Genomic DNA, 24,144 nt, shown 5'->3' with positions numbered 1-24,144 from the left:
ACTTTCCGCAAGGGAAGCAATGACTTCCGGAAGGCCGCCCTAGCGGCCGGGGCGGTCGAGCCGGTCGAGGAACCACTGTGTCAGGCGGATCCAGACCTCGTCCTTCTCGCCTGAATCCTCGCAGCCGTGATCGAGGTTGGGATTGTCATTGACCTCGATGACGAAGACGCCCTCGGGGGTCTCCTTGAGGTCGACGCCGTAGAGGCCGTCACCGATGCAGCGCGCGGCACGCACCGCGGTCTCCACGACGAGCGGTGGCGCCTCCTTCAAAGTGAAGGACTTGAATCCGCCCTGCACGGGCTTGCCGCCCGGCCGGTGGTTGACGATCTGCCAGTGCTGCTTGGCCATCAGATAATGGACGGCAAAGAGCGGCTGGCCGCCGAGGACGCCAACGCGCCAGTCGAACTCGGTCGGCATGAATTTCTGCGCAATCAGGAGGTCGGAATCCTCCAGCCACTGCGTGGCGAGCGAGCGCAACTCCTCGAAGCTCGAGGCTTTCTTGACGCCCCGCGAAAATGCGCTGTCGGGAATTTTAAGAACGAGCGGGAAGCCCAGCGTCTGGGCAGCGATCTCGAAGTCGGCCGGGCTTGCGATCATCACGGTCGGCGGCACCGGTACCTTGTTGTAGGCCATCAACTCGTTGAGATAGACCTTGTTGGTGCAGCGGATCATCGACAGCGGGTCGTCGATGACGGGCATGCCTTCCTGCTGGGCACGGCGCGCGAAGCGGTAGGTGTGGTTTGAGATCGACGTTGTCTCGCGAATGAACAGCGCGTCGTAGTTGGCGAGCTTTGCCAAGTCCTTCTTGGTGATCGGCTCGACCTCGACACCCATCTTCTCGGCAATGCGGGCCCAGTGGCGCAGCGACGAGATGGCCGAGGGCGGCAGTTCTTCCTGGGGGTCGACCAGCGTTGCGAAGGTATAGCGGGCCGGCGTGCGGGTCTTGGTGTCGCGCCATTCGCGGCCGGTGTAGGTCTCCATGGAGGCCAGGAAGCGGGCCTCCTCCTCGCCCTCAAGCCGGTTGACCGGCAGGAAGCCGATCTTGCGGATCGAGGCCCATTGCGCGTCGCCGCGGATCGAGACTTCGAGCGAGGGTGCGCGAAACCAGTCGAACAGGAGCTTGGCGAATCGGTCCCAAGCCTTGGCCGGGCCGATGCCGAAGAAGAATGACGCCTTGGCGGGAAACTCGCCGCCGAGCTCCTTGCGGCACTTGTTGAGCGCCAGCTCCAGCTCAGGGAGCGCGTGCTCGTAGAGCTTGCGCTCCGACAGGTCGATGATGGTCTCGACGCTCGGGATGACCTTGTGGCCGCGCGAGCTGGCCAGCAGCGAGGCGTAGTAACCGCGGCTCTGGTAACCGTAGCTGCTGGAGAGGTTGATGACCTTCGGACGCTGGCCGCGGAACAGCGCGGGGTGGGCAAGATAGTCACGATTGGTGATGATCTTGTGCGGCGTCGCCACCTGGTCGAGGTCGCTCTGCCTGCCGGTGAGGATGACCCAGCTCATGGTGCGTCGGGCTTTCCGAGGATGATGGCCGCGCGCAGGCCATCGCGGCCGAACTGCGCCATCTGGATGAAGATGTCGTAGGGGACGGGAACGTTGGCGGCGTCCGACATGGTCTCGCGCCGCTCGTCCTCGATCCAGGGGTCGTGCATGAGGATGTGGGTGCCGTCGTCGCCGATGGCGAGCACCCAGTGAGGAACCTTCTTGCCGAACATCAGATACCCGCTGATGAGAACGACGACCAACTTGCCGGCGGCAAGGGCCGCGCGGACGTCATCGATCGAGAACGACCGGTAATGGACGGGAATGCCGTATTGTTCCGCGCGGGTCCTGAAATCGACCTGGGCGAGTTCCATGACGCGGCGCTTCTCCTCGCTGCGCACCGACTGCAGGAAGAGCGCGCCATAGAAGGAGACGAAGAGTTCGGCCGAAAGGCCGTTCTCATATGCGGCGACGCCGAGCCCGAAGGGCTCACAGCCGCCGGTGCCCGACATCATGAAGACGGTGGTGGCCTCGCGCCAGAGGCGGATCTCGCGGATCGGGTCGGGCACGAAGGAGCGGTCGAAATTGGCCATCGCCATCATCAGGCAGCAGGGCCCGCAGGTGAAGTCGCAGGTCTGCTCGTAGAAGGGTACCCTGGTGCCCACCGGGACGTCGCCGCGCAGCGTTTTCTCGAAGCGCAGCGCCGCCATGCCGTCCTCGTAGTAATCGGCCTCGCGGCCGATCCTGCGGTAACCGTTCTGCTCGTAGAGGCTGATGGCGCGCGCATTGTCCTCGCGGACCTCGAGACGCAGCATCATGCGGCCGTGGTCGTAGGAGACGCGCTCGACCCTTTCGAGCAGCAGGCGGCCAAGCCCCATGCCTGCGAAGCCGGGGCCGATGGCGAAGGAATAGAGCCGCGCCACGCCGATGCCCTTGCGAAACAGGACCATCGCATAGCCGGCGAGGCAGCCGTCCTTCTCGGCGACGAGCGTCTCGGCGGTCTCGCGCTCGATGAGCTGGCGAAACGAACGGCGAGAAATGCGATCGCTGTCGAAGACGGCGTTCTCGAGCGCCACCAGGGCGTCGATGTCGGAGGCGCGGGCCGTGCGGATTTCGGCGGACATGCAAACCGGAAAGCTTGAGAAGAGGAGAGAAACACTCAACCTGGCAGGGCTTCCGCTCGGGCCAGTCACACCATGACAGCTTTTGCGCTATCGCTCCTCGATTTAGGCCGAATTGTGACGCAATTCCCGGCCGTCCCCCGCCGCCTGCATCAGACCTTGCCGGCGCCTGCAAGAAGCTGGCGGTAAGCGCTGCCGGCGACCTTGGAAAGCCGCTCCTGCGGCAGGGTGCCGACGATGGCGCAAGCGTAGCCCTCGTCCAGCCAGTAGATGGCGCTCGGGCCGTCACTCGCCAGCTTGTAGGTGCCCTTGGCGGTGCCCGCCTTCTCGGCCATGACGAAGACCGAGATGCGGTTTCCTTCTGCGTCTTCGTAGAGCAGCAGGGCGGCGCGGTTGATGCCCGCCGGCAGCAGCCGGCCGCCGACCAGCTCGAAGCCGTCATCTGCGAGGTCGGGCGCGACAAGCGTCAGGCCGATGCGGTTTGAGAGCCAGCCGAGCAGGTGTTCGCGGTCGTCGCCGCCGACCTCGACCGCATGGCGCTTCTCGGCGGCAAAGATGGTGTGGGCGGCAATCGCCTCCCCGGCGAGCACTTCCTCGGCCGGTTCGACATGACGGCCCGCGATACCGGCGAGATAGCCGGCGCTAACGCCGAGTGAAAGCAGCAGCACAGCCGCGGCTGCCATGCGCCAGGTTCCGCCGCCTGCCGAGGAGCCAACCGGTTCGCCGAACACCAGCCGTTCCAGGCGTTCGGGCACGGGCTCGGTCAGCGCATCCGCAAAGGTCTGGCGCAGACGGGCCCTGTCGGCCTCGAAGCGCACGCTGCGCGCCTTCATGTCGGGATTGGCGTCGAGCCAGGCCTCGTAGCCGGGCAGCTCGTCGGCCGGCAGCTCGCCGTCGAGCGCCATGTGGATGTCCCGTTCGGTGTAGACGCGGCGGCTCATCGTTCCACCACCTTGACGACGCGGCGGCGGGAGAAATCGTCGAGCAGGCCGCGCAACTCCTCGCGCCCACGCGATACTCTCGACATAAGCGTACCGGCCGGGACGCCGAGCAGGGTCGCGGCCTCGGCATAGGAAAAGCCCTCGAGCCCGACCAGAAGAATGGCTGCACGGCGATCGGGCCGGATTTCCTGCAATGCGTCCATTATCTCGCGCGTCGCGATGCTCTCATGTTGCTCGGCCGGCGCGGATACGGCCTCGGAATCGTCCAGCGTCAGCGTCACCACCTCCGCGCGCCGCCTTGTGCGCCGTGTCTGGTCGATGAAGAGATTGTGCATGATGGTGAATAGCCACCGCCTCGGGTTTTCATCCGTCTGCCAGTTGTCGAGCCGCCGGAGCGCGCGCTCCAGGCAATCCTGGACGAGATCGTCGGCCGCGTCGGGGTCTCGCAACAGCGCACGGGAATAGCGCCGCAAGCGCGGCAATTCCGCCAAGATCGCTGCCTTCCGCTGTTCCATGCCACCTGCCCGGGTCGCTGCAAAATCTCCCGCGATTGAACTCCGCTTCCCGCGGCGGCACAAGCCGCTGACCTGCCGACGCCGACCTTTGCCCATACAACGCCTGCCGACGTCGGATTCTTCCCGGGCACATGCCCACGCATCAAGGAGATTGAATGGATCATGCAGGCAATTGATTTCCGTGCAGAGGACCGTTCAGCTATGAACAGACGTCAGTCGGAGAAGCCAAGATGTCGACCCAGTCCGTTCCCGCGAGCAAGTCCGTGCCGTGGCTCATCATCATCTGCGGCTGCCTGATCGCGGCAATCACCTTCGGACCGCGTTCGGCGATGGGCTTCTTCCAGCTGCCGATGCTGGCGGAAAAAGGCTGGGACCGCACCACATTCGGCCTCGCAATGGCGATCCAGAACCTGTTCTGGGGACTAGGCCTGCCCTTCTTCGGCGCCATCGCGGACCGCTTCGGGACCTGGCGCGTGCTGGCCATGGGTGGCGTGATCTATGCCGCCGGGCTCGTGCTGATGGCAACCGCCAGCAGCGTCACCATGCTCAATGTGGGCGGCGGCGTGCTCGTCGGGCTCGGCGTGGCCGCCGGTTCATTCTCGATCGTTCTTGCGGCCTTTGCGCGGCACACGCCGCCGGAAAAGCGATCCATCGTCTTCGGCATCGGCACGGCGGCCGGCTCGGCCGGCATGTTCATTTTCGCGCCGATCAGCCAGGGACTGATCGACAGCTACGGCTGGTCGGACAGCCTCGTCATCATGGCGGTGATGATGCTGGCGATACCGGTGCTGGCCATGCCGCTCTACGGCAATTCACGCGGCAACGCCGCGGCGCGTGCGCAAATCCAGCAGACCGTGACGGAGGCCCTGCGTGAAGCCTTCTCGCATGGCAGCTTCACGCTGCTGGTCGCCGGCTTCTTCGTGTGCGGCTTCCAGGTGGCGTTCATCACCGCGCATTTCCCGGCCTATATCGGCGACCTCGGCATCGACGCGCGCTATGCGGTGATCGCGCTGGCGCTGATCGGCTTCTTCAACATCATCGGCTCGCTCGGCGCCGGGGTCATCGGCCAGAAATACTCAAAGCCGCACTTCCTGGCGTGGATCTACATCGGCCGGTCAGTCGCGGTGACGGCCTTCCTGCTGCTACCGCAGACCCCGGCCAGCGTCGTTATTTTCGCCATCGTGATGGGTTTGCTGTGGCTGTCGACGGTGCCGCCGACCAACGCGCTGGTGGCCATCATGTTCGGTACCCGCCATCTCGGCCTGCTTGGCGGGATGGTGTTCCTGTCGCACCAGATCGGCTCGTTCCTCGGCGTCTGGCTCGGCGGCTATCTCTACGACCGGTTCGGCTCCTACGACCCGGTCTGGTGGCTCGGCGTGGCGCTCGGGATCTTCGCCGCCGTCGTCCACTGGCCGATCAAGGAACAGCCGGTGGAACGCATGCAGCTTGCCGCGGCCGAATAGAGGGCGCAGGCGTCAGGCAGCGCGGGCCGCCCGCGAAAGCAGTTTCTGGTAGAACAGCCCGATACCGATCAGCACGACGCCGAGCCCGATGAAGGACAGCGCGCGCAGGACGCCTTCCAGTTCCGACATGTCGAAGATGAAGACCTTGGCGACCGCGACTGCGATCAGCACCGCCGAGGCGACGCGCACGACCTGCGACTTCGACCAGACGCCCGCGACCAGCAGCGCGACGCCCATGGCCAGCCACAGTGCCGAATAGGAGTAGGTCTCCAACTGGCTCATGCCGGCCCAGTAGCCGATGTGTTCGCCCTGGAAGAGCCGCCTGACCGACAATGTCGCGTAGGCGAAGAGGAGTGCGGCGGCGAGCAGACCGAGCATCCCCGAATACCATTGCGGACGCTTGTTCCGGGCGTAGACGGCAAGCCCGCCGGCAGCAACGGAAGGCAGCAGGTAGGCGAGGAACAGCAGGTTGAAGACCGGTATGCCGCCCGTCGATTCATTGGTAAGCAGCGGGTTCAGGAAGACGAAGTGCTGCGCCACGATCAGGGCGGCCGAAGCGACGCCGGCCAGCACCGAGCCGACGCGCAGGACCGAACTCGGCGACCGCGTGTCGAGCGCGACGAGGATGGCACCGGCGCCGAGCGCAATCAGCGTGTAGAGGGACAGCTCCGCGAGCGTCGGCGTGGAACTGTCGATGACGCCGCCGTTCATCGCGTGGCGTACCAGCATGGCGACCGTCAGCAGCGCGAAGAGCGTTGCGGCGACCTCCATGATCTCGCGAGGCCGGCCCGCCGTCGTGCGGGCGAGCTGCCAGGCGGCGAAGGCAAAGGCGAGAGCCGGGATGCCATAGCCCGGAAGCAGCGCATTGAAGACCGGCGTCTTGCCGAGCATGGCGGGGCCGACAATAGTGAGATCGACGGCAACACGGAAGAGCACCACGATGGCGAAGCCGCCCGCGATCCAGCCCAGGATAGGGTAGCTGCGCCAGCGCGTCGCCAGGGCTGCCAGCGCGGCGGCGGCGCCCGCCAGCATCGTCGTCCAGAGCGGGCCAAAGCCCATATGCAGCATCAGGGCGACCGAAGCCGCAGCGCCCGCAAGCGCCAGCGAGACGGCGCGACCGCCCGCCAGGGGCGGAAGCTCGCGGCGGGCGATTATCTCGCCGGCACCGACGAGCCCAATCGTCAGCGCCAGCGCGACGAAGGCATGCAAGAGGTCGCGCTCGGGATTGCCGAAGGCCAGCCAGTGGGATGCCAGGGTGACCAGCGGGACGGCGGCGGCCCAACCAGACCAGGACGCGGCGCGGCCAGGCGAGACGGCGATGATGCGCAGCGCCTGCCAGACGCCGACCGCCAGGAAGATCAGCGCAAGGCCCGTCTCGATGCTCAGCAGGTTCGCGGCGGAGGGCAGTGCCGGCAGTCCTTCGAGGACGACGCGTTCGCCGGCAACCCAGAGGGTGAAGGTGCCGACAAGCGCAGCGCGCAGCGACACCAGTATCGCCGCCACGCCGGCGGCGTAGAGCATCGGCAGAGCGGGCGCGCTGAAGGCGGCAATCAGAACCATCGCCGCGAGCAGCAGACCGGCACTGAGCGTGCCCCCGGCAAGCTGCAGGTCGGGGTCGACGAGCAGTTGCGCAGAAGCCAGCGCGACAAAGAAGGCGGCCGAGACGGTGGCGCGGTCGATGCCGGATGCGTCGTCGGCCGGACGGCGGGCGAGCCAGACAAGCGCACAGCAGCCGAGGATGACGACATTGATGAAGACGATGACGGCAAGGCTGATCTCGTAGGAATCCTGCATGTAGAGCAGGCACCATGTGCCTGCGCCGGCGAAGCCCGCCGATGCGGTGGCGGTCCAGTTTCGCAGGCGGGCAATAAACGTGCTGGCGGCAAGCACGATGGCCAGATAGCCAAACAGCGCCCAGGCGCTGGGCGATTGCGACGACACCAGCAGCGGCGTGAGCATGGAACCGACGAGGCCGAGGCCGGCCAGCGCCTGGCCATGAGCCAGCGCGGCGGCGATCGTCACGACGCCGACCAGTCCCATCAGGACGAATGCGGGCAGCGGGCCGATGAAGCCGTAGATGGCGTGCGCGGCATAGACAGTGCCGAACAGGGTGAAGGCGCCAGCCGCGGTCAGCACGCCCGGACCATAGGCGCCGCCCTTGCCTTCGATCGGCCCGCGAAGGCCGGTACGACGGACAAACTCGCCGGCACCGACGAGGACAAGGCCCAGCAGCGCCGCCATGGTGAGGCGCACGCCGGGACCGAATATGCCGGCCTCGATCGAATAGCGGATGAGGAAGAGGCCGCCCAGGGCGAGCGCGATGCCGCCGACCCAGACAGCCCAGCGCGTGCCTAGTGCGGTCTCGATGCCCTCGCCTTTCGGCGTTGCAGGGCGCTCGGCGACAGTGTCCGTCTTGGCCGCGGCAGTGGGGGCCGCGACGCCCCACGGCCCGGCTGTTTCCGGCTTCGGCGCGTCGGCGGGCTGTTCGGCCAACGTTTCAGGTTCGGGAGCGGGCGTTGACGGGGCTTCGGCGTTCGGCTTTTCCGGCGGCGCCTCGCCTGAACCGACATCTGCAGATTTGGCGTCGGCCGTCGCGGGCTTTTCAGGCGCGAAGGCAGCCCGCAGGGCCGCGATTTCAGCCTCGAGCCTGCCGGTGCGCCGGTAAAGGCTTACGATGGCGACGATCATCGCCAGTGTGACGACGAAACCGATAAGACCCCCGACCATCTTGCCCCTCAAACCTGCTGCGGCGGGCAGCAGACTAGCGCACAGTGACTAACAGTTTGCGCTATCCCACAGCGGCAGCGTGTTGCTCAGGCGGCGTCCTCGCCATTGCCGGCGAGCAGGCGGGCATGGTTTCGGCGCAGCGCGCCGAGGAAGGCCGAGCGCGCTTCCGGCTCTCCGAAGCCGCGCGGCTCGTAGACATGGCGCGAGAAGAAGTAGCCCGTGAGCCGGAAGGCCTGCTCGATGGCAGCGCTGTCGGCGCGCAGGCCGGAGCCGCGCAAGAGGAAGGGGGGCAGCGCCAGCATCTGGTCGCGCCACGGTTCGCCCGCGCCGCGCGACACCGCCCTGCCCGACTTCGGCGAGACATAGACAAGGTCCTCGCGCAGGCCGGTGGCGGCACATTGGGTGAGGTCGAGACCGAAACCGAGTTCGTCGAGCAGCATCAGTTCGAAGCGCACGACGAGTTCGCCGGCGCCCTGCGGATCGTCGAGATGGTCGATGACGAGGCCGAGCGTCTCGAACAGGCGCTCGTGCGGGTCGCGCTCGGGCAGCAGGCGAAGATGGGCGGCAAGCGTCTGCAGCCCGTAGATGGCAGTGGCGCTTTCGAAGAGCCGCGCGGCGTTGAGCTCCAGCGCCTCGGCCTGGAAGGTGCCGAGATGCTCGTCCAGCCGGGCGCGCCAGATCAGGTCGACGCGGTTGCCGGCCTGAAGCACCGGCTGCTGCTTGCGCGAGCGGCCGCCACGCACCAGGCCAAGATGGCGGCCATGCGCGCGCGTCATCACCTCAAGGATGGCGCTGGTCTCGCCATGCTTGCGGGTTCCGAGAATGATTGCCTCGTCGCGCCATTCCATCGAAAAAGCATTTCACGGCTTGTGCGCCGAAATCAAGACGAACGCGTTTGCCCGCTTTCCGAACGAGCCGGCCCTAGTGCGGGAAATCGAGACCCATCTCGCGGTAGCGCTCGGGGTCGTTGCCCCAGTTCTCGCGGACCTTGACGAACAGGAAGAGGTGCACCTTCTGCTCCAGGATCTCGCCGATGTCCTTGCGCGCGGCCTGACCGATGGAGCGGATCGTCTCGCCCTTGTGGCCGAGCACGATCTTCTTCTGACTGTCGCGCTCGACATAGATGACCTGCTCGATACGCACCGAACCGTCCTTCTTCTCCTCCCACTTCTCGGTCTCGACATGCGAGGAATAGGGCAGTTCCTGGTGCAGCCTGAGATAGAGCTTTTCGCGCGTGATCTCGGCGGCGAGCTGGCGCATGGGCAGGTCGGAGATCTGGTCCTCGGGATAGTACCAGGGACCCTCGGGGAGCGCTTCGGCCAGGTAGTCGAGCAGATCCTTGCAGCCGGAGCCGTTGAGGGCCGAGAGCATGAAAGTGCGCTTGAATTCGACGCGGGCGTTGGCCGCTTCCGACAGCGCCAGCAGGGATTCGGGCTTCACGCGGTCGAGCTTGTTGAGGATCAGGATTTTCGGCTGGCCTGCCGTGGCGACGCGGTCGAGCATAGCGTCGGCATCCCCCTTGATGCCGCGCTCGGCATCGATCAGCACGAGGATGATGTCGGCATCCTTGGCGCCTCCCCAAGCGGTGGTGACCATCGCGGTGTCGAGCCGGCGCTTCGGCTTGAAGATGCCCGGCGTGTCGACGAAGACGATCTGCGCGTTGTTGTGGGTGGCGATGCCCCGCACGATGGCGCGCGTCGTCTGCACCTTGTGGGTGACGATCGAGACCTTGGCTCCGACCAGCTGGTTGACCAGCGTCGACTTGCCGGCATTGGGCGCGCCGATCAGGGCGACGAAGCCCGAATGGGTCGGCCGTTCCTGCTGTTCTTCCTGTTCTTCGGTCACGTCTCGTTCCCTTCGTCTTCCCAGACGCCTTCGCGCCGAAGCATGACAGCCGCCGCGGACTGCTCGGCCTCGCGTTTCGATCGGCCGCGCCCGATTGCGGGCTCAAAACCCGACACCGCGACGCTGACCGTAAACAGCGGATCGTGGTCGGGACCATCCCGACCTTCGATCTGGTAGGCGGGCGCGGCCTGTGCGGCCTGGTGCGCCCATTCCTGCAGCTCGGTCTTGGGATCGCGCGGCACCTTGACCACGGCCTGGGCGAGCGGTTCCCAGTAGCGCAGGATGAAGCTGCGCGCGGCCTCCAGGCCGGCGTCGAGATAGATGGCGGCGATCAGCGCCTCGATGGCATCGGCGCGCACGTTGCGGGCCTTGGCCTTGGCCTGTCGGACACCGGAATCGGCATGGATCAGCGGCACCAGACCGATCTGCTCGGCGATCTCGGCGCAGGTCGCGCCGGAGACCAGCGCGCTCAGCCGTACGGCGAGTTCGCCCTGGGTGGCGTCCGGATAGGCCGTGAACAGCATCTCGGTCACCACCAGGCCGAGGACACGGTCGCCGAGGAATTCGAGGCGCTCGTTGTCGTAGGTCTTGCCGCGCGCACTCGAATGGGTCAGCGCGCGCTGCATCAGCGTGAAGTCGTGGAAGATGTGGCCGGTGGCGGTGGCAAGCGCCGCCGCCAGCGCCTCGCCGGTCGGCCGTTTCAAAGCCATGGGCGGAAACCGCTCATGCTACTTGACGAAGTTGAAGAGTCGCGACGGACGCATCTCGCTCGGCCATTTCCAGATTTCCAGCGGGCTGGCGCCCCCGGCAATCGAGAAGAAGATGATGTTGGCGCGGCCGACCAGGTGGTCCTCCGGTACGAAACCGACGGTGAAGCGGCTGTCGGCAGAATTATCGCGGTTGTCGCCCATCATGAAGTAATGGCCTTCCGGCACCACGAATTCGCGCGTGTTGTCGCCGGCCGAATTGGGCGTCAGGTCGAGCGTGTCATAGGAGACGCCGTTGGGCAGCGTCTCGCGGTAGACGTCGACCGGGCGGTCGGTCTCGGTGATGTCGGGATTGGTGATCTCGCCGATCTTCTCGCGCTGCACCGCCTCGTCGTTGATGTAAAGGACGCCGTCCTTGACCTGGACGCGGTCGCCCGGCAGGCCGATCACCCGCTTGATGTAGTCAAGCGAGGGATTGGGCGGAAACTTGAACACGACGACGTCGCCGCGCTCGGGATCGGAGCCCCAGATGCGGCCGGAAAACAGGTCGGGCGACAGCGGCAGCGAATAGCGCGAATAGCCGTAGGCCCACTTGGTGACGAAGAGATAGTCACCCTCGAGCAGTGTCGGGCGCATCGAGCCGGACGGGATGGAGAAGGGCTGGAACAGCAGCGTGCGTATGACCAGGGCCAGGAGGAGCGCCTGGACGATGACGCTCACGGTCTCGCCAAGGCCGCCGGATTTCTTCTGGGATCTGTCAGCCACGCTCATGTCGTCCTCTTTTATGGTCGTTGCATATAAGGGGTGAGGCCGTGCGGGGCAATCGCAATGCCGGCACTCACTGCCTTATCGGCGCCCCTAGTCGAAAGGCACCGCCTCGATGACGACGAAGGCCTGCGCCAGCGGGAAATCGTCGGTGATGGTCAGGTGAATGACCGGATGGTGACCTGGCGGGAGCAATTTCTCCAGTCGCTTGGCCGCTCCGCCGGTCAGATGCATGGTCGGCTTGCCGCCTGGCAGGTTGACGACGCCCATGTCGCGCCAGAAGACACCGTCCGCGATGCCGCAGCCGAGGGCCTTGGAACAGGCCTCCTTGGCGGCGAAGCGCTTGGCGTAGGAGGCCGCGCGCTGCTTGCGGCGCTCCGACTTCGCCTGCTCGACCTCGGTGAAGATGCGCTGGACGAAGCGCTCGCCGTAACGCTCCAGCGATTTCTCGATACGACGAATGTCGATCAGGTCGCTGCCGATGCCGAGAATCATGGCGCCGCGGCGACGCCCGAGCGCACGATGGCGGCCCGGGCCGACCTTTCGGCCAGCTTGGCCTGACGGCGCGCGTGGAAGGCCGTCACCATCCAGCGTGTCGCAATATAGGCGACGAGCCCAAATCCGGCACCGAGCGGCAGGGCGCCAACGGTCATCGGCTTCAGCAACGGTCCCCAGAGCTGCGAGAAATCGAGGTGGCGAAGGAGCGAGCCGAGATGCGGCGGCGGAACAGGACCGGCCGAGCCGCCATTCAGGATCAGGTGGCCGATTTCGTAGGTCGAGCCCCAGATGACGGGAAAGGTCAGCGGGTTGCCGAAGGCGGTGCCCAGCGCAGAGGCGACGACGTTGCCCGCCAGGCACCAAGCGACGAGGGCGGCGAGCAGGAAATGGAAGCCGGGGATGGGCAGGAAGGAAATGAAGACGCCGGCCGACACGCCCAAAGCGATTGCGTGCGGCGTTGCGCGCAGACGCAGGACGCGTTTCGAGAAGTATTGAGCCGAGCGCCAGAAAGAGCGACGCGGCCAAAACCAGATTCTGAAGCGTTCCCGAAGTCGCATCGGGTTTCGGCGTTGAAAGAGCATGGCGTGGTCTTAGCGGTCCTGGATCATTGACGACAGTATACGATCAGATATTGCGGCTGCCGGGCTTAACCGCCGGTAAGCGCGCGAGCTCCGGCGGCAATTGATCGGCGGCATACGCCGGCACTTCATATTCAGCAAGAGCCACCAGCGGCACCCCGACATCGGACTTTCCGGCGGATCGGTCGATGATGCAGGCGGCTGCCACGACCTCGGCACCCAGCTCGCGCAGGCAGTCGATGGTCTCGCGGATCGACAGGCCCGTCGTCACGATGTCCTCGACGATGACGACGCGGGCGCCCTTCTCGATCTCGAAACGGCGCAGCCGGAATTTTCCGTTCTCGCGCTCGACCCAGACAGCAGGCACGCCGAGATGGCGCGAGGTCTCGTAGGCGGGGATCAGGCCGCCGATGGCCGGCCCGACGACATAGTCTATCCTGCCCGGCACTTCGGCGCGGATCTTGTCGGCCAGCGCGCGGCAAAGCTTCTCGGTCTTGTCGGCATGCATGAAGACGCGGGCCTTCTGCAGGAAGACCGGGCTGCGCAGCCCCGATGTCAGGATGAAGTGTCCCTCAAGCACCGCGCCTGCGTCGCGGAAGATGTCGATTACGTCGCCTGTTTCCATTGTCTTCCCAGTTCAGCCGTTGACGCGCCGCGCATCGCTGACGCTCGAATTTTCCTTCAGCTGCGTCAACAGCCTGCTCAGATGCTTCAGGTCCCATACTTCGAGATCGATCAGCATCTCGGTAAAGTCCGGCGCTGTGCGGATCATCGACAGCATATGGATATTGGCATCGTTGACTGCGATGACCTGCGTGATTTCGGCAAGCGAACCGGGCGCATTGATGGCGGTAACCGAAATGCGGGCCGGAAACCGCTCCTTGTTGTGCTCGTCGATATCCCAGCGCACGTCGATCCAGCGCTCGGGCTGGTCGTCGAATGCCTGCAGCGATGGCGACTGGATCGGATAGATGGTGATGCCCGAGCCCGGCTGGACGATGCCGACGATGCGGTCGCCGGGGACGGCGCCCTCCTCGGCAAAGCGCACCGGAAGGTCGCCGCGCACGCCGCGGATCGGCACCGCACCCTCACGCAGGCCCGGTTCGGCCTTGCCCTTGCGGGCGGCGCGGCCAGGCAGCTGGAACAGCATGCCGGCGGCGTTACGCAGGTTGAACCAGCCCTCCTCGCGCTGCTTGGGCGCCGGCTGGGTGACGCGCTCGTCCTTGTAGTCGGGGAACGCGGCCGTCAACACGTCGGCGGAGGCAAGCTCGCCTCGCCCGACCGAGGAGAGAACGTCCTCGATGTCCTTGCGGGCCAGCCTGTGCAGAACGGGTTTCAGCGCTTCCTTGCTGAAGCTCTTGCCGGCGCGTTCGAAGGCGCGTTCGAGGATGCGCAGGCCGAGGCCCGAAAACTGCTTGCGGATGGCGTTCTTGGTGGCGCGGCGGATGGCGGCGCGCGCCTTGCCTGTGACGACCATCGATTCCCAGGCGGCGGGCGGCACCTGTGCCTTGGAGCGGATGATCTCGACCTCGTCGCCATTCTTCAGCTCGGTCATGAGCGGCATGATGCGCCCGTTGACCTTGGCGCCGACGCAGGTGTCGCCGACGTCGGTGTGCACGGCATAGGCGAAGTCGATGGGGATGGCGCCGCGCGGCAGGGCGATCAGCATGCCCTTCGGCGTGAAACAGAAGACCTGGTCCTGGAACAGCTCGAGGCGAGTGTTCTCGAGGAAATCTTCCGGATTGTCGCCCTCGGCAAGCTGCTCGATGGTGCGACGCAGCCAGGCGTAGGCGTTGGTTTCCTTGGAGATTGCAGGCGTCGAGCCGTTCACCTTGCCGCCTGTGTCCTTGTAAAGTGCGTGCACGGCGACGCCGTATTCGGCGACGTTGTTCATGTCGCGCGTGCGGATCTGCAGCTCGATGCGCTGGCGCGACGGACCCACGATGGTGGTGTGGATCGAGCGGTAGTCGTTCTGCTTGGGCGTCGAGATGTAGTCCTTGAAGCGGCCGGGCACCATCGACCATGTGGTGTGAATGGCGCCGAGCGCGCGGTAGCAGTCCTCGACCGTGTCGACGACGGCGCGAAAGCCGAAGATGTCGGACAGCTGCTCGAAGGACAGCGCCTTGGCCTCCATCTTGCGGAACACCGACCACGGCTTCTTCTGGCGGCTCTTGACCTCGGCCACGATGCCGTACTTGTCGAACAGGGCCGACAGCGAGGTCTCGATCTCGACGACGACGCCGCGATTCTTCTCGAAGATGCCCGCCAGCCGCTCCGTCACAGTACGGTAGGCTTCCGGATTGATCTGGCGGAAGGCCAGTTCCTCCAGTTCCTCGCGCATGCCCTGCATGCCCATGCGCCCGGCGAGCGGCGCGTAAATCTCCATCGTCTCCTCGGCGATTCGCAAGCGCTTCGCCTCCGGCACGTGGTCCAGGGTGCGCATGTTGTGCAGCCGGTCGGCGAGCTTGACCAGAAGGACCCGGACGTCTTCCGAGATGGCAAGCAGCAGCTTTCTCAGATTCTCCGCCTGCTCGGCCTTCTTGGAGACCAGGTCGAGCTTCTTCAGCTTGGTCAGGCCCTCGACGAGCTTGCCCATGTCGGGACCGAACAGCTCGTCGATCTCGGCCCGCGTGGCCGTGGTGTCCTCGATCGTGTCATGCAGGAGCGCGACCGCGATGGTCGACTCGTCCATGTGCATGTCGGTGAGGATGGCCGCGACTTCGAGCGGATGGGAGAAATAGGGATCGCCGGAAGCACGTTTCTGATGGCCATGCTTCTGCATGGCATAGACGTAGGCCCGGTTGAGCAGCGCCTCGTTGACGTCGGGCTTGTAGCGCTGAACGCGCTCGACAAGCTCATATTGACGCATCATGGGCGAGGTCCCGGCCAGAAATAGAATATGCGCCGCAACGATTTACGGCGCATATCATAGATAGCTACGAAACAGCCGGCGCGGAAGAGCGCGCGGCTCCCGTCAGATCAATAGTCGTCGCTCTTTTCCGGCGCGACAAGCCCCTCGATGCCGGCCAGGAGCTCTTCTTCCGACATGCGGTCGAAGACGATCGCTTCTTCCGGCTCGTCGGCATCGACAGTGGTTGCCGCGGCCGTGGTCTGGTCGGTGAGTTCCTGACCGTCGGCTTCGGGCTCGTCCACCTCGACATGCTTCTGCAGCGAGTGGATCAGATCTTCCTTGAGGTCGCCGGGCGACAGCGTCTCGTCGGCGATTTCGCGCAGCGCCACGACGGGGTTCTTGTCGTTGTCGCGCGGGATGGTGATCTGCGCGCCCTGGCTGATCTGGCGGGCACGGTGGCCGGCCAAAAGGACCAGCTCAAAGCGGTTGTCGACCTTGTCGATGCAGTCTTCAACGGTAACGCGGGCCATTCGAGTGCCCCTTTCATTGCCTGGATGTATTGGAAAACAGGCGCGGTCCATAACCCGAAAGAGCGGCAATTACAAGCGCCATGGCAGGGCCCCGGGCAAGCGCCGCAGCGGAAGGTGCAGGCCGGAAATCACATTTTCTTGTAAAGCCGGCGAACTCTTGGAATGGCCTTGTTGTCTGGATATTCTGCCTCGCAGAGTTTCAGGCCATCTTTTTTTGGAAACTCGGCGCCGCTTGGCGCGTATTTGCTCGAAGACCTATTTAAGACAGGGATTTTTGAGATGTTCGATCCGCGCGAAAAGATCGCCCTATTCATTGACGGCGCCAACCTCTACGCAACCTCAAGGGCACTGGGCTTCGATATCGACTATCGAAAGCTGCTGTCGAGCTTCCAGAAGCGCGGCTACCTGATCCGTGCGTACTACTACACCGCGCTGATCGAGGATCAGGAATACTCGTCCATCAGGCCGCTGATCGACTGGCTCGACTACAATGGCTACAAGGTTGTGACCAAGCCGGCCAAGGAGTTCACCGACGCGTCCGGCCGCCGCAAGATCAAGGGCAACATGGATATAGAACTGACGGTCGATGCACTCGAACTCACCGAGCATGTCGACCACTACGTGATCTTTTCCGGCGATGGCGACTTCCGCACGCTGGTGGAGGCGCTGCAGCGGCGCGGCCGCAAGGTGAGCGTGGTCTCAACCATGGCCTCGCAGCCGCCGATGATTTCCGATGACCTGCGCCGCCAGGCAGATCACTTCATCGACCTGATGACGCTGAAGGGCGACATCGGACGCGACCCGAGCGAGCGGCCGGTACGGCGGGCCGACCCGTCGGACGATGACGAAGACGACGACATTTGACCCCCACCCTCCCCGCGGCATCGTCAGAGCCGCCGCATGACTGTCCGCTTTGCCCGCGGCTTCACGGTTTCATTGCGGCCTGGCGCGAGCGCGAACCGGACTGGTTCAACGGGCCGGTGCCGACGTTCCTGCCGCCAGAAGGACCAGACTCGGTCAGGCTGCTGATCGTCGGGCTGGCGCCTGGCCTGCGTGGCGCCAACCGGACCGGGCGGCCATTTACCGGCGACTATGCCGGCGACCTGCTCTACGCGACGATGAAGCGCTTCGGCCTGGCGCGCGGGAACTTCGAGGCGCGGCCCGACGACAGCCTGGAACTCGTCGGTGCGGCAATCAGCAACGCAGTGCGCTGCGTGCCGCCGGAGAACAAGCCGGTCGGCAGCGAGATCGCCACCTGTCGCCGGTTCCTTTCCTCGACCATCTCGGACTTCCCGAACCTGCGCGCCATCCTGTCGCTCGGCGTGATCTCGCACCAGTCGACTGTAAGGGCGCTCGGCGAGCGCGTCGCTGCACTGCCGTTCAGCCATGGCGGCAGGCATGCGGCTGGCGGCATCACGCTGTTTTCGAGCTATCACTGCTCGCGCTACAACACCAACACGGGGCGGCTGACCGAACAGATGTTCGTCGACGTGTTCGCCGACATAGCGGCATTCCTGCAGGAATAACGGGCCAAGAAAAGCCGATTGCCCGGCAGTGTCGGGCCGGCTTACCCGGCGTTTTCTGGATCCGGCGGGTTGCGGAAGGCCCGCCTGGCCCGCTACCAACGGCCGACGATCCATCGAGCGAAGGTGCCTGTTTGTCGATCCTGTCGAAACTCATGCTGTCGGACGAGACCTCGGTTGCCGACTGGCTGCGGGAGAGAGCCAGGACGGCACGCGACATGACGTTCAGGCTTCGCAGCCGGCAGGCGCGGAGCCGGCGGATGGCCAGCAAGGCAAAGTTCATCGGCGTAACCGGGAGCTCGGCCAAGACGACGACGACGGCGCTGCTGTCGCATATCCTGGAAGGCCACGGCCAGGTCGCCACCCATATGGACTTCAACGGTATCCGGGGCCTGACCAAGCTGGTGAACGAGCATGCAGGCGACAGGGATTTCCTGCTCGCCGAGGTCGGCGTCGGGGCGGTGGGAAACATGGCGCCGATGGCCGACACGCTTCGCCCGGACATCGCCATCGTGACGCTGGTCGGGCTGGAGCATCGGGCGAAATTCAGGAATGTCGAGACCGTTGCGCTGGAGAAGGGCGGACTGGTGGAATGCGTCAGGCCGGGCGGCGTCGCGATCCTCAACGCCGACGACCCGCTTGTGATGGGCATGGCCGCGCGCACGGCCGAGCGCATCGTGACCTTCGGGAGAAACGAAGGGGCGGACTTCCGTGCCGCTAACATCAGCGTGGGCTTCCCGGAGCGCTTGGGCCTGACCGTGACCTGGCCCGGTGGCAGTCTGGCGCTGCGCACGCAGTTCGTGGCCGAGCACTTCTGGGTCTCCGTGACGGCAGCCACGGCAGCGGCGATCGAACTTGGCGTACCGCCGGAGACAATCGCCGAACGGATGGCGAGCTTCGTGCCGATAAGACACCGCTGCGGAACGATCGACGTGCCTGGCGGGCCGCACTTCGTCGTCGATACGGTGAAGGCACCCCTCTATTCGCTGCGCCTCGCCCTGGACATCGTTGCTGCGGCTCACGCGCCGAGACGTCGGATCGTGCTCGGATACCTGTCAGACTTTGCCGGATCGAACCGAAAGTACCGCGACGCGTTCCGCATCGGCCGGGAGATCGCCGAGCAGGTCGTCTTCGTCGGCGACCACGCGAGCCATTCCGAAGCCGGCAAGGAGGAAATCCAGGCGGGCCGGTTCCTGGCGCTCGAGACGCCTCTGGCCGTTGCGCAACACCTGAAGGCTACGGCCATTCCCGGCGAACTGATCCTCCTCAAGGGGTCGGGCAACCTGCATCTGGAGCGCATCGCCATATCCTTTCTCGAAGATGTCCGGTGCTGGAAACCCATCTGTGGCAAGGCTCAGGGCTGCGACGCCTGCGGCCTCTACCGGCTACCCTACGAAGTGCACAGGGGACGTCGGCGCTGGCGCGAACGTGCAATGCTGAAGCGGATCTTGCAGCCGTGGAAAAGGGCGCGACCGACAGCGCCCGGCGCGGGCTAGCCGCGCTCCTTCAGGAGCCGGCTCTTCTCGCGGGCCCAGTCGCGATTCTTCTCGGTCTCACGCTTGTCGTGCAGCTTCTTGCCCTTGGCGATGGCGAGCAGCAGCTTGGCCCGGCCGCGGTCGTTGAAGTAGATCTTCAACGGGACCATGGTCATGCCCTCGCGGTCGACGCTCTGGCCGAGCTTTGCCATTTCACGCTTGTTCAGCAGCAGCTTGCGGCGGCGGCGCGGCTCGTGATTGAAGCGGTTGGCCTGCAGGTATTCGGGCAGATAGGAATTGATCAGCCAGACTTCCCCGCCTTCCATCGAGGCGTATGATTCCTGGATGTTGGCGTGGCCCTCGCGCAGCGACTTGACCTCGGTTCCGGTCAGCACAAGCCCGGCCTCGACCGTATCGAGCACCTCATAGGAATACCGCGCCTTGCGATTCTCCGCGACGACCTTGTTGTTGGGATCGGCTTTTCTGACCTGATTCATGGCACTGAAGTGGCGCGGACCGGCTAGTTAATCAAGCCCGCGTGCTGCATTGCCGCGTCGATCTGCTTCGCCGTTTCCGGCTCAACCGTCATCAGCGGCGAACGCAGGATGTTCTCGATCTTGCCGAGCTTCGACAGTGCGTATTTCGAACCCGAGACGCCGGGTTCGATGAACAGCGCCTTGTGAAGCGGCATCAGCCGGTCCTGCAGTTCGAGCGCCTTCCTGCCGTCGCCGGCGAGCGTCGCCTCCTGGAATTCCGCGCAAAGCCGCGGCGCCACGTTGGAGGTGACCGAGATGGCGCCGACGCCGCCATGCGCGTTGAAGCCGAGCGCCGAGGCGTCCTCGCCGGAAAGCTGGATGAAGTCCTTGCCGCAGGTGATGCGCTGCTCGGAGGCGCGCTCGACCTTGCCGGTAGCATCCTTGACGCCGACGATGTTGGCGAAATCACGCGCCAGTCGTCCCATGGTCTCCGGCGTCATGTCGATGACCGAACGCGGCGGGATGTTATAGATGATGACAGGCAGGCTGGTCGCCTGGGCGACGGCGGCGAAATGCGCATAGAGGCCACGCTGAGTGGGCTTGTTGTAATAGGGCGTGACGACGAGGACGGCGTCGGCGCCCACCTCTTCGGCGAATTTGACCAGGCCAACGGCCTCCGCCGTGTTGTTGGAGCCCGCTCCGGCAACCACCGGCACGCGACCACCGGCGACCTCGACGCAGGCCTTCACCACCTGGCGGTGCTCGTCATGCGAGAGCGTCGGCGATTCGCCGGTCGTGCCGACGGGCACCAATCCCTTGGTTCCCTCGACGATCTGCCACTCGACGAAAGCGCGAAAGGCTTTTTCGTCGAACGCGCCACCCGATGAAAACGGCGTCACGAGGGCGGTGAGCGAGCCTCTCAGCATGATCGTTGAACTCCCGGTATTTCCAAGTCTTTTGGTCGGTACAGGCGGCTTTTAGCCGAAACGGGCGCGCCGCACCATAGGCCTGTCCAAGTGTTGCGACAGGGGCAGCGAAGGCAGGGTTTCGCGATGCGGCCGCGCTTGATATCCTGTCGGTGACATGATGAGCAAGTCAAAGCGCCGAAAGCGCTCCCGACCACTGACGCTGCAGGCGCTGCTGGTCGCTCTCCTGCCTGCTGCGGGACTGGCGACCGGTATCGACGCTCTGCTGGCCACGGCCAGTGCCAGGCCGCCCGACTTCATGATGCCGGCGCGCAAGACCGATCTCCTGAAGACCGGCCTCGACGCATTGTCGGCGGATTCCGTCGCCGAGGCACGCCGGTTGCGTGACGGCCTGCCGGAAGGCAGCCTGGACAGGCAGGTGCTGACCTGGGCGATCGCCATGCACGGCGGGCCCGCCGTGCCGAGCAGCGAGATTGCCAGTGCCGCGCTGTCGCTTCCGGGCTGGCCCGGCATGGACACGCTGCGCCGCAACAGCGAGCGTGCACTCTTCCGCGAGAGGCCGGAGCCCGCAACCGTGATCGCTGCGTTTGGTGGCACGACGCCGCAGACGGTTCAGGGGATCGTCCTGCTGACCCGCGCGCACGCAGCGGTCGGCGAGATGAAGGCCGCGCATGCCGTGCTGGCGCCGTTCTGGCGGCGCGAAACACTCGATTCGGGCGACGAGTTGCGCATCATCAAGGAGTTCGGCGCCATCCTGACGGCTGCCGACCACCGCGCCCGCATGGAACGGATGCTATACGCCGACCGCATCAATTCCGCCGGCCGGGTGGCGGAACTGGCGGGCGCGAAGGAACTGGCGGAAGCCTGGGCGGCAGCGACGCGCAACGAGAAGAAGGCTGCGAAATTGCTCGCCGCGGTACCGGCCGGCCAGCGTTCGGCCGGCTATGCATTTGCCAAGGCCAGGTACTTGCGCCGCCATAACAAGTTTTCCGAAGCCGCCGAGGTGATGCTCGAGGCACCGACCGACCGGGCCGCCATCATCGACCCGGACGCCTGGTGGCAAGAACGCCGGGTGCTGTCGCGCGAGCTGGTCGACCATGGCGACATGAAGACCGCCTACAAGATTGCCGCAGCGCATTCGGCCGAGAGCCCGGTCGAGGCGGCTGACGCCGAGTTCCATGCCGGCTGGTATGCGCTGCGTGGCCTCAAGGACGCCAAGGCCGGCGCTAAGCACTTCGCCCGCATCGCCGAGGTGGCACAGGGGCCGATCTCGCTGTCGCGCGCCTATTACTGGCTCGGCCGCGCGGCGGAAGCCGGCGGCCCGGGCGACGCCAAGACCTATTTCCGCAAGGCCGCCGCCTTCGGGGCCACGTTCTACGGCCAGCTCGCAGCGGAACGGATCGGCGAGAAGACGCTCAATGCCGAGTATCCCGACCCGACGGCAGCCGACCGCAAGGCCTTTTCGGAGCGAGAGGCGGTGCAGGCAATCCGCCGGCTCGAACGCATCGACTACCCGTCGCTCGCAGACAGGCTCTACCGTGAGCTTGCCGGCGAGCTGACGAGCCCCGGCGAACTCGCGCTGCTGGCCGTGATGGCGGAACGGCGCGGCAACCATTTCCTGGCGCTGAAGATCGGCAAGATCGCGGCGGCGCGCGGCATCGACATCGGCGCGCTGGCGCACCCGATCGGCGTCATTCCCGCCTCGGCGAACATTTCAGGGGCCGGCAAGGCGCTGGCCTATGCAATCGCGAGGCAGGAAAGCGAGTTCAACATCGGCGCGGTCTCGGGCGCCGGCGCACGCGGCCTGCTGCAACTGCTGCCCGGCACCGCCAAGGAGGTCGCGAAGAAGGCGGGCCTCAGCTACTCGAAGAGCCGATTGACCACCGACGCGGCGTATAATGCGACGCTCGGCGCGGCATTCCTCGGCGAGCAACTCGGCCGGTTCGACGGGTCATACGTGCTGACATTCGTCGGCTACAATGCGGGGCCGCGCCGCGCCCGCGACTGGATCAAGCGCTATGGCGATCCACGCGGAAAGGACATCGAGACGGTTGTCGACTGGATCGAGAAGATTCCCTTCACCGAAACGCGCAGCTACGTGCAGCGCGTGATGGAGAACTACCAGGTTTACAAGATGCGCCTGTCGGGCACCTTCGACATCGAGGGAGACCTGATCAACGGGCGGTGAGTAACGTCTGCTACGAGGCAGAAGCAAGCTGAAGATCCGGCAAGCTTCGACAAGATTCGCTCCAGGCATCGGTCGGCACGCACACCTGCCCGTTGCCACACCCCGTTTCCGGTCTGGCCATTGATCCTTCGAATGCTCCCTTCGCTCGCACTCGGGATGAGGTCGGGCGAAGGTCGGGAAGCGGGGCGCAGGGCCGAGCCTCTCAGATATTACTACGTGGCGCAGCTTCTGCGCCCCGCCGACGTTCTTGCCTTGCCCGAGGGAGCAACGAGTTTCACGCACATGCCTCGGCCAGGGCCCGGGTGTGTGGATGACAATGTCCAACCGCGCCACCGTTTCGCGCAGCCACCCGGCGCCGTCCCCTGCCACGCTCGCCCGGTTCGCGACCCCGCGTTCCCGTGCAGGAGATACGAGTAATATGCGCGCGCTTGGAAGGGCGTGGATAAAGTGCTTGTAATATCGCCGCATATTCGATTCCCTGAAGCATCGCCCTTCAGTTGGATCGGGCTAACGCCTTGAAATCGTTTCCTCTGCCGCCGAGGAGCAGATAAAGATTCCGAACCTGCGTGGTCAGACTGTCCACGCTATGGCCTTCCGCAATCAGACCAGAGGCACCATGACGTCCGAACCTGGCTTTTCCGATAGATTCTATACGTCCAGCGACGGGCTGCAGCTTCACCTGCGCCTCTATGGCGAGGGGAACAACACGGCCGAACCGGTCATCTGCCTGCCGGGACTGACGCGCAATGCGCGCGATTTCCACGAACTGGCTCTCTACCTGTCGCGCCACGCGGAGACGCCGCGCAAGGTGGTGGCCTTCGACTACCGCGGACGCGGGCGCTCGGCCTTCGATCGCAACTGGCAGAACTACAATATCGTGGTCGAGGCCGGCGACATCGTGGCTGGACTGACGGCGACGGGCATCGAGCGCGGCCATTTCATCGGCACATCGCGCGGCGGCCTGATCATCCACATGCTCGGCGGCATGCGTCCGACCCTGTTCGCCTCGATCGTGCTCAACGATGTCGGGCCGGTTCTGGAAGGCGAAGGCCTCGCCCATATCAGGTCCTACCTGACGCGGGCGCCGCGCGCGGCCACCATGGCCGACGCAATCGCCGTGCAGCGCGCGGCGCACGGCGCAGCCTTTTCTGCCCTCAGCGACGACGACTGGGTGCGCTTCACCGCTGCGATCTACCGCGAGCAGAGCGGCAAGCCGCAACGCGATTTTGATCCAGCGCTCTTGAAGACCATCAAGGGGCTCAACCTGAACCGGCCGCTGCCGGACATGTGGCAGCAGTTCGAAGGCCTGTGTGGCGTGCCAATGCTGGCGATCAGGGGCGAGAATTCGAAGCTGCTGTCGAAGACAACGCTCGAGGCGATGGCGAAGCGGCATCCGGACTGCGAGACGGTGATCGTGGAAGGCCAGGGCCATCCGCCGTTGCTCGAGACCGGCACCCTGCCCGATACAATCGCGGCATTCCTGGCGCGGGCCGAGACAAAGCACTAGCAGCAGACCAGAGCATCCAGGCCCGG

At 65.3% G+C, this 24,144-nt stretch carries 22 protein-coding genes; 6 read left to right on the top strand and 16 right to left on the bottom strand.

Going from position 1 to position 24,144, the window contains the following annotated elements; translation table 11 throughout:
• Positions 1–39: 39 nt before the first annotated feature.
• From ACT2BZ_RS14845 to ACT2BZ_RS14830, 4 genes are all read right to left on the bottom strand, one after another.
• Positions 40–1,503 carry a RimK family protein gene (locus ACT2BZ_RS14845; RefSeq protein WP_457935908.1) on the bottom strand — a complete coding sequence of 488 codons (1,464 nt, stop codon included), beginning with the start codon at positions 1,501–1,503 and terminating at the stop codon, positions 40–42.
• Positions 1,500–2,606: a peptidase C39 family protein gene (locus ACT2BZ_RS14840; RefSeq protein WP_457935907.1), complete on the bottom strand. Its 1,107-nt coding sequence runs from the start codon at positions 2,604–2,606 to the stop codon at positions 1,500–1,502. The genes ACT2BZ_RS14845 and ACT2BZ_RS14840 overlap by 4 nt, the downstream gene beginning before the upstream one ends.
• 149 nt (positions 2,607–2,755) lie before the next feature.
• On the bottom strand, positions 2,756–3,544 hold the full coding sequence (locus tag ACT2BZ_RS14835; protein WP_457935906.1) for an anti-sigma factor family protein: 789 nt from the start codon (positions 3,542–3,544) through the stop codon (positions 2,756–2,758).
• Positions 3,541–4,059 carry a sigma-70 family RNA polymerase sigma factor gene (locus ACT2BZ_RS14830; RefSeq protein WP_457935905.1) on the bottom strand — a complete coding sequence of 173 codons (519 nt, stop codon included), beginning with the start codon at positions 4,057–4,059 and terminating at the stop codon, positions 3,541–3,543. The genes ACT2BZ_RS14835 and ACT2BZ_RS14830 overlap by 4 nt, the downstream gene beginning before the upstream one ends.
• Positions 4,060–4,289: 230 nt before the next feature.
• Here ACT2BZ_RS14830 and ACT2BZ_RS14825 point away from each other — a divergent pair, with 230 nt between their 5' ends.
• Complete coding sequence (locus tag ACT2BZ_RS14825) at positions 4,290–5,522, top strand: MFS transporter (RefSeq protein WP_457935904.1); 1,233 nt, start codon at positions 4,290–4,292, stop codon at positions 5,520–5,522.
• Positions 5,523–5,534: 12 nt separating this feature from the next.
• Here the strand turns inward: ACT2BZ_RS14825 and ACT2BZ_RS14820 are convergent, their stop codons facing one another.
• The 10 genes from ACT2BZ_RS14820 to rpoZ all read right to left on the bottom strand — a co-directional run bounded on the left by ACT2BZ_RS14820 (position 5,535) and on the right by rpoZ (position 16,023).
• Complete coding sequence (locus ACT2BZ_RS14820; protein ID WP_457935903.1) at positions 5,535–8,249, bottom strand: DUF2339 domain-containing protein; 2,715 nt, start codon at positions 8,247–8,249, stop codon at positions 5,535–5,537.
• Between the two features lie 86 nt (positions 8,250–8,335).
• Positions 8,336–9,097: a DNA repair protein RecO gene (recO, locus tag ACT2BZ_RS14815; protein WP_457935902.1), complete on the bottom strand. Its 762-nt coding sequence runs from the start codon at positions 9,095–9,097 to the stop codon at positions 8,336–8,338.
• A gap of 73 nt (positions 9,098–9,170) precedes the next feature.
• Complete coding sequence (era, locus tag ACT2BZ_RS14810) at positions 9,171–10,094, bottom strand: GTPase Era (protein ID WP_457935901.1); 924 nt, start codon at positions 10,092–10,094, stop codon at positions 9,171–9,173.
• Positions 10,091–10,804: a ribonuclease III gene (gene rnc, locus ACT2BZ_RS14805; RefSeq protein ID WP_457935900.1), complete on the bottom strand. Its 714-nt coding sequence runs from the start codon at positions 10,802–10,804 to the stop codon at positions 10,091–10,093. Before rnc ends, era begins: the two co-directional genes overlap by 4 nt.
• Before the next feature lie 18 nt (positions 10,805–10,822).
• On the bottom strand, positions 10,823–11,572 hold the full coding sequence (lepB, locus tag ACT2BZ_RS14800) for a signal peptidase I (protein ID WP_457935899.1): 750 nt from the start codon (positions 11,570–11,572) through the stop codon (positions 10,823–10,825).
• A gap of 87 nt (positions 11,573–11,659) precedes the next feature.
• Entirely contained in the window at positions 11,660–12,061 is a 402-nt protein-coding gene (acpS, locus tag ACT2BZ_RS14795; RefSeq protein WP_457935898.1) for a holo-ACP synthase, read from the bottom strand.
• The gene (locus ACT2BZ_RS14790; protein ID WP_457935897.1) at positions 12,058–12,621 is read right to left on the bottom strand and encodes a DUF2062 domain-containing protein; all 564 of its coding nucleotides are present in this window, start codon (positions 12,619–12,621) and stop codon (positions 12,058–12,060) included. The genes acpS and ACT2BZ_RS14790 overlap by 4 nt, the downstream gene beginning before the upstream one ends.
• 67 nt (positions 12,622–12,688) lie before the next feature.
• Positions 12,689–13,267, bottom strand: a complete 579-nt coding sequence (pyrE, locus tag ACT2BZ_RS14785) for an orotate phosphoribosyltransferase (RefSeq protein WP_457935896.1) — start codon at positions 13,265–13,267, stop codon at positions 12,689–12,691.
• A gap of 12 nt (positions 13,268–13,279) precedes the next feature.
• A complete protein-coding gene (locus ACT2BZ_RS14780; protein WP_457935895.1) occupies positions 13,280–15,514 on the bottom strand; it encodes a RelA/SpoT family protein in 2,235 nt (744 codons plus the stop codon).
• A 107-nt stretch (positions 15,515–15,621) separates the two neighbouring features.
• Complete coding sequence (rpoZ, locus tag ACT2BZ_RS14775) at positions 15,622–16,023, bottom strand: DNA-directed RNA polymerase subunit omega (protein WP_457935894.1); 402 nt, start codon at positions 16,021–16,023, stop codon at positions 15,622–15,624.
• A 279-nt stretch (positions 16,024–16,302) separates the two neighbouring features.
• On the opposite strand from rpoZ, the gene ACT2BZ_RS14770 reads away from it, so the two are divergent.
• From ACT2BZ_RS14770 to ACT2BZ_RS14760, 3 genes are all read left to right on the top strand, one after another.
• Positions 16,303–16,887, top strand: a complete 585-nt coding sequence (locus tag ACT2BZ_RS14770; RefSeq protein WP_457935893.1) for a LabA-like NYN domain-containing protein — start codon at positions 16,303–16,305, stop codon at positions 16,885–16,887.
• Complete coding sequence (locus ACT2BZ_RS14765; protein WP_457935892.1) at positions 16,884–17,549, top strand: uracil-DNA glycosylase; 666 nt, start codon at positions 16,884–16,886, stop codon at positions 17,547–17,549. The genes ACT2BZ_RS14770 and ACT2BZ_RS14765 overlap by 4 nt, the downstream gene beginning before the upstream one ends.
• A 257-nt stretch (positions 17,550–17,806) precedes the next feature.
• Complete coding sequence (locus tag ACT2BZ_RS14760) at positions 17,807–19,042, top strand: Mur ligase family protein (protein ID WP_457935891.1); 1,236 nt, start codon at positions 17,807–17,809, stop codon at positions 19,040–19,042.
• Here ACT2BZ_RS14760 and smpB read toward each other — a convergent pair.
• Complete coding sequence (smpB, locus tag ACT2BZ_RS14755) at positions 19,039–19,518, bottom strand: SsrA-binding protein SmpB (RefSeq protein ID WP_457935890.1); 480 nt, start codon at positions 19,516–19,518, stop codon at positions 19,039–19,041. The genes ACT2BZ_RS14760 and smpB overlap by 4 nt on opposite strands.
• Positions 19,519–19,541: 23 nt before the next feature.
• On the bottom strand, positions 19,542–20,423 hold the full coding sequence (gene dapA / locus ACT2BZ_RS14750) for a 4-hydroxy-tetrahydrodipicolinate synthase (protein ID WP_457935889.1): 882 nt from the start codon (positions 20,421–20,423) through the stop codon (positions 19,542–19,544).
• A gap of 160 nt (positions 20,424–20,583) precedes the next feature.
• Between dapA and ACT2BZ_RS14745 the strand changes: the two genes are divergently transcribed.
• Together ACT2BZ_RS14745 and ACT2BZ_RS14740 are read left to right on the top strand one after the other, a co-directional pair.
• Entirely contained in the window at positions 20,584–22,611 is a 2,028-nt protein-coding gene (locus ACT2BZ_RS14745; RefSeq protein WP_457941328.1) for a transglycosylase SLT domain-containing protein, read from the top strand.
• A 616-nt stretch (positions 22,612–23,227) separates the two neighbouring features.
• On the top strand, positions 23,228–24,118 hold the full coding sequence (locus ACT2BZ_RS14740; RefSeq protein ID WP_457935888.1) for an alpha/beta fold hydrolase: 891 nt from the start codon (positions 23,228–23,230) through the stop codon (positions 24,116–24,118).
• Positions 24,119–24,144: the final 26 nt, after the last annotated feature.

This window comes from Mesorhizobium sp. 10J20-29 (genome assembly GCF_054130485.1).
Note: the sequence above shows the minus strand (reverse complement) of the source record. Positions and strands in the feature narration are given on the sequence as shown.